The sequence below is a fragment of the Salinivibrio sp. IB872 genome, from assembly GCF_001995345.1.
GTDB lineage: Bacteria > Pseudomonadota > Gammaproteobacteria > Enterobacterales > Vibrionaceae > Salinivibrio > Salinivibrio proteolyticus.
In genome coordinates this window covers 1-5,879 of sequence record NZ_MUFO01000077.1, presented here as the reverse complement: position 1 = coordinate 5,879, position 5,879 = coordinate 1, and the positions used below count along the sequence as shown (strand labels likewise).

Sequence of the window (5,879 nt, the reverse complement as noted above, 5' to 3'; positions counted from 1 at the left end):
CATCTATATCATATGCTTCTTTAGATGGTCACTGGTGCCGGGAATATTTTGATGAGTGTGATAGGTATTTCCTATAAAGTGTAAGCTTACATATTATCATTAATCAAAAGATAATACATATAATGAGTTTTTTTACTACTTCATCTCTACATTGGCTTGAAAATATTTTATTTGAGCGTTTCGGGCATAAAATATCTTTGACAGAGAAAGAGAGGGGGCTACTGCTTTCCTTACCAAATAACGAAAATGTAATTTTTTTTGACCAATTACAAAGCGTATTTCATAGGTCTCTTTCTGACTTTTCATGCCAGCAATGGCAAGCAAGCAGCGAGAGCTATGTTGGCCCTATAGAAGACGTTATCCCTGCGCCATCAGAAATCGACTTACCCGAGCCGCTGGTAGAGCTAAATGAAAAAGGAGCGACGATTCATTACGATATCCTAGGTTTAACCTACTGGATGCTAACGAGATTAGAAGAAGTAGAACGTAAGGATTTAGATAATCACCAACGCTTCCTAGCTGTTTCTTCTCATGCTTATAGGCATGGTTATCTAGAGCGCCCGATTGTCGATGAGTGGTTGATGATTCTAGGGCAGGTTATTCAGCGTGTCTGGCCTGAGTTGGCGCTTAAAAAACATGCATTCAGTATCAAGGTGTCGCATGATGTCGATAGCCCTAGTCTGTATGGCTTTAAGCCTTGGTCAACCATTGCTCGAATGATGGCAGGTCACCTGCTCAAACGGCGTGATCTCAAGGCTTTTTTTATTGCGCCCTATGTTAAACTTGCGACAGGCAGCCAGCTACACCCAACCGATCCTTATAACACCTTTGAGTGGTTGATGGATATATCTGAAGCCAACAATATCAAAAGTGCGTTTTATTTCATCTGTGGTGGCAATCATTCTCATGACGCCGACTATGAACCTGAGCATCCTGTGATCCGTAATTTGATGCGCCGAATCCACGAACGTGGTCATGAAATCGGACTGCATCCGAGTTATGACACATTTCAGCAGCCTGAATTGATTAAGCAAGAAGCAGAGCGCCTTAAACGTATTTGTGCGGAAGAGGGAATCGAGCAAAGCCAATGGGGAGGCCGTATGCATTACTTACGTTGGGAACAACCGACAACTATGCGCGCTTGGGCCAACGCGGATATGAGCTATGATTCTACTCTGAGTTACGCTGATCGGCCTGGATTTCGCTGTGGCACTTGTCATGAATTTCCCGCATTTGATCCAGTAGCACAAGAACAAATGAGTTTGCGTATTAGGCCGTTGGTAGTGATGGAGTGTACCGTGATTGGCTCTGTTTACTTAGGCCTAGGTGTGACTGATGCAGCAGAAGCGAAAATGCAACAATTGAAAATGCGCTGTCAGCAGGTAAGCGGCACTTTTGGTTTGCTTTGGCATAACTCCTACTTTAAGACCACTCACTTAAAAAATATTTATAACAATGTGTTAGGAAGTCGTTTGTGAATTTAATTCTATCAAAGTCGTCATCCTTATTAAAGGTTATAACTATTCTTCAAGTAATCACGTTGCTGATATACTTAAATGCTAATATTGTTAATGTCGGAGAAATGGGTACAGCATTGCCGCTCCTCATCGGGTTTGTCAGTCTCTCAGTGGTGTCTTTCTTGATGCGCTCGCTAAGCGAAAATATCTACGTCCGCATTCACTTAACTTTCTTTCTTTTGCTGATGAGTTGGATAGCGTTACGTGTTATCTTAGATTTAAATGATTTAGAGTATCTTAAGCAGATAACGGTAGCTACAACGGGCGGCATGCTATTGTTTTATTTTTTGGGCTCGTTACTAGGATTAAGCTATTACACGACGTTCTCTTATCGTAGTGAGTTAGCACTAGAAAAATTGGTTATTTCTCTTTTTTTTCTACTGGTAGTTTGGATGCTTTACAACTTTTCCCACCGCTTACATGATACGCTTTTTTATTTGGAGGGTGTTGACGGTAATTACCAACGATCAGGTAATTTTCTATCTATTTCCTTTGTTCTTGTTTCCTTTTATTATATTAGTCTAGTGTTAAAAAGTATTCGTAATCATCGTTATTTTAAAATTGATGTTTTTTGGCTGGCTATTTATACATTGTCGACAATCTTATCTCTCATTAGTTCGCAGTTATTTGGCTCTAATAGCGCAACGGCAGTTATTTTGGGGGTTTGTCTTATTACTCTTGTAATGGCTATTATAATTCCCCAAAAAAAGCTTTGGTTGAGCTATCTCAGGCATCAATTAGCCTTGCCTTGGTCTAAGCGTTTACTTAGGTATCTAAGCTTGATGGCTTTACTTGGTTTGGCTTTTTTTGCTGGTATATTGACGTTAATAATAAGTCTCTTTGATTTTGATATTACAAGCATAAGACTATTAGGCTTTGGTTCGGGAACTAACACTTCGTTACAGAGTCGAATGGATATTTTAATGGAGACGGGCGCTAATCAGCTTGGGTATGCCCCTTTATTAGGTAACATGAATGTTGCATATTTAACGACAGGTAATGCAGGTGAAACCTTACATAGTTTTCTTCCTCATGTGATGGCGAACTTWGGCTTAGTCGGAGTGACTATTGTGATAACACTGTTCGCTAGTGTTTTTTACCAGATATATCGTGATAGTAAGTGGGTAGGAGCATGCGAACCTAATAGATATGGTTCACAAATGGTTGCAATCTACTCAGCCTTTATTCTCTTATATATATTAATATTCGCTAACTTGGCTACAGGCGTCTCCTGGGCTGTTTTTTGGTTTACGCTTGGATTTATATCCAAGCCTTTTGGTTTTAGATGATGAAAAAAGTTGCTAACATCGTACTCAATGACTTCACAAACGATAGTCGGGTTTTAAAAATATCAAAATCACTTGTTCAGCTTGGTTTTGAGACAACTGTTGTTGCAATGCATAATGATGGGCTACTTGAAGAAGAAAGCTTGGGTGGAGTTGCAGTGAATAGAATAAAATTAAGGAGCAGACCTTGGTCCAAATCAAAGCCTGTTCAAATTATCAAATATTTAGAGTTTTTGGTTCGAGCTGCATCTCGCTTTATAAAATCTGATATCATCCATTGTAATGACTTGAATGCCTTGCCTGTTGGTTTGCTAATCAAACTGTYTGGTAGAAATAAAAAAATTGTTTACGATTGCCATGAATACGAAACAGAGATTAATGGTCTAAAAGGCGTGGAGAAGAGAGCCAAGAAATTGCTGGAAGGAAAGTTGGTTAGATATGCTGATGCTGTTATTACAGTCAGTGATTCCATCGCTAATGAATACTCAAAGCTCTACAATATTACCAAACCTCATCTTGTGTTAAATTGCCCTACGTATCATGAGCAAAAAAAACGAAACTTGTTTCGTGATAAATTAGACATACGCGCTGACCAAAAAATTTTTCTTTACCAGGGCGGACTAAGCAAAGGGCGAGGCATTGAATTGCTGCTGGAAGCTTTTTCTGAACTTGATTCTGATAAAAATGTTTTGGTTTTCATGGGTTATGGCCCTCTAGAAGGTTTAATTCGGGAAAAGGAACAACAGCAAAGTACTATTTTATTTCATAAAGCCGTTAGCCCGGATGTTTTACTGGATTACACAAGCTCTGCTGACTACGGTGTTTCTTTTATTGAAGACTCATGCCTCAGCTACCGCTACTGCTTGCCTAACAAAATGTTTGAGTATCTGATGGCTGGTTTACCAGTGTTAACCTCAAATTTATTTGAAATGAAACGACTGGTTGAAATAGAAGGTATCGGAATCGTTGCGGAGGAAAACACTGTTGAAGGCGTAAGGAAAGCCGTAGAATCTTCTTTGGATCAAGACTACGATGTTATTCAGAGAAATGTTTTTTCTGCTCGAAAAAAATATTGTTGGGAAGATCAGGAAAAAGTTTTGAAAGAGATTTACAATGCCATCTAATATTAAAGTCGCTCATCTAACTTCCGTCCATTCTCGCTTTGATACCCGTATCTTCATCAAGGAGTGCAACTCTCTTGCAAATAATGGCTATGCTGTTTCACTGGTCGTTGCTGACGGTAAGGGTGACGAAACTAAAAATAATGTAAAAATCTTCGATGTAGGTGCATCTAAGGGACGTTTAGATCGCATTCGTAATGCACCAGAACGTGTTTTAGCTAAAGCATTGGACCTAGATGCAGATATTTATCACCTGCATGATCCTGAGTTGATTCCCATTGGTCTTAAGCTAAAGAATTCTGGTGAGAAAGTTATTTTTGACATACATGAAAACACCGATTTACAGATATTGGATAAAGAGTGGATACCAATTTATCTTCGGAGGTTTATATCGTGGCTTTACTCACGATATGAAATATATGCCTGTAAGAAATTTGATGCTTTGATTGTTCCTCAAATAGCAATGCTTAATAAGTTTAAGAAGTTTTCTAAAACGGAGTTGATTGCTAATTTCCCAACAAATATTATTGAAAATATTCACTATAAAGATCGATCAAAGTTTGATTTGTTATATGTTGGTGGGCTGAGTCAAGCTCGTGGCTTGTACAATATGCTTGACCTTATAGAGATTCTTTCTAGTTTTGATGCTCGCTATAAACTAACTTTGGCAGGGCCTATCTCGCCGAGTGACCATGCTGCTGCGAAAATACATCCTGGTTGGAAGAATACAGTATACCTTGGCGTCTTAAATAGGGAAGAGTTGTATAATGTTTATGGAGAGAATTCGATTGGTCTGATATTGTTTAACAATGTTGGGCAATACTATATGTCTTATGCTTTAAAGTTATTTGAATATATGCAGTGTGGTTTGACTGTCATTATGCCAAATTTTGGTGACTGGGTATCTTTTAATAAAGAGAGAACAGTAGGTTATAACGTAGATCCAAGTGATTCCGATACGATTGCTCAACTGGTTGATAATCTCGAGGTTGCTACTCTAAAAGATATTTTTAAACATAATTCAGCAGTGGCTAAAAATGATTTTTTATGGTCTTCTGAAGAGAGGAAATTAATCTCTTTGTATAGGTCTTTATGATATGGATATCAACTTTAAAAATGTTTTAGTCCTTGCGCCTCACACTGATGACGGTGAATTGGGAGCGGGAGGTTTTATATCAAAGCTTATAAAGCAAGGGGCAAGTGTGACTTATGTTGCCTTTTCAACGGCTGAAGAGTCTGTTCCCGAGCATCTACCAAAGGATATCTTGAAAACAGAAGTAAGAAATGCAACAAGTGAATTAGGTATACCYGAAGAAAACTTGATTATTTTTAACTATCAAGTGAGAAAGTTAAATTATGAGCGCCAAGAAATTCTCGAAGATTTAATCGATATAAGAAGAAGTAAAGATTTTGATCTAGTCTTAATGCCATCTCTAAAAGATATACACCAAGATCATACAACAATTGCGCAGGAAGGATTAAGAGCCTTTAAGAATACCACAATTTTAGGTTATGAGCTTATTTGGAATAACTTGAGCTTTGATACAACCTCATTTGTGAAGCTAGACGAGCAACATATACTAGCAAAGTACTCAGCGCTGCAGTGTTATAAATCGCAATCTAATAGAGATTATATGAGTAAAGATTTTATTCTTTCTTTAGCTAAAACAAGAGGCGTTCAGATTGGTGCAGATTATGCAGAAAGCTTTGAGGTAGTAAGATGGGTTATAAGCTAAATAAATCTGTGAAACTTTCAAAAATAGCTGAAAAGCTAGGTTGTGAGTGGCAGGGTAGAGATATTGAAGTAAAAGGAGTGGCTTCGTTCGATAATTTATGCCCAACCGATATAGCGTTTACAAACGAGCTGACCTCCTCAGTAGCAGGTTCCGCAGTCATTACCCAAACTATAGATATTTCTTTCCCAGAAGAGATGGGGATTATAGTTGCTGATAACC

General features: G+C 38.3%; 6 protein-coding genes. All 6 read left to right on the top strand.

Translation table 11 applies throughout. The annotated features are described in order from the left end of the window. The first annotated feature begins 122 nt into the window (after positions 1–122). Positions 123–1,478 (top strand): polysaccharide deacetylase family protein, encoded by a 1,356-nt coding sequence (locus BZJ18_RS16545; protein ID WP_077458398.1) that lies wholly within the window; start codon positions 123–125, stop codon positions 1,476–1,478. After that, positions 1,475–2,806, top strand: coding sequence for a hypothetical protein (locus BZJ18_RS16540; protein WP_241825004.1), 1,332 nt, complete (start codon positions 1,475–1,477; stop codon positions 2,804–2,806). The genes BZJ18_RS16545 and BZJ18_RS16540 overlap by 4 nt, the downstream gene beginning before the upstream one ends. After that, positions 2,803–3,927: a glycosyltransferase family 4 protein gene (locus BZJ18_RS16535; RefSeq protein ID WP_077458396.1), complete on the top strand. Its 1,125-nt coding sequence runs from the start codon at positions 2,803–2,805 to the stop codon at positions 3,925–3,927. Before BZJ18_RS16540 ends, BZJ18_RS16535 begins: the two co-directional genes overlap by 4 nt. Then, positions 3,917–5,020, top strand: coding sequence for a glycosyltransferase (locus tag BZJ18_RS16530; RefSeq protein ID WP_077458394.1), 1,104 nt, complete (start codon positions 3,917–3,919; stop codon positions 5,018–5,020). The genes BZJ18_RS16535 and BZJ18_RS16530 overlap by 11 nt, the downstream gene beginning before the upstream one ends. Before the next feature lies 1 nt (position 5,021). Next, positions 5,022–5,660 carry a PIG-L deacetylase family protein gene (locus BZJ18_RS16525; protein WP_077458392.1) on the top strand — a complete coding sequence of 213 codons (639 nt, stop codon included), beginning with the start codon at positions 5,022–5,024 and terminating at the stop codon, positions 5,658–5,660. Next, positions 5,645–5,879 (top strand): hypothetical protein (locus BZJ18_RS16520; protein ID WP_198532264.1); only part of this gene is annotated, 235 nt, incomplete at its 3' end. The genes BZJ18_RS16525 and BZJ18_RS16520, both read left to right, overlap by 16 nt.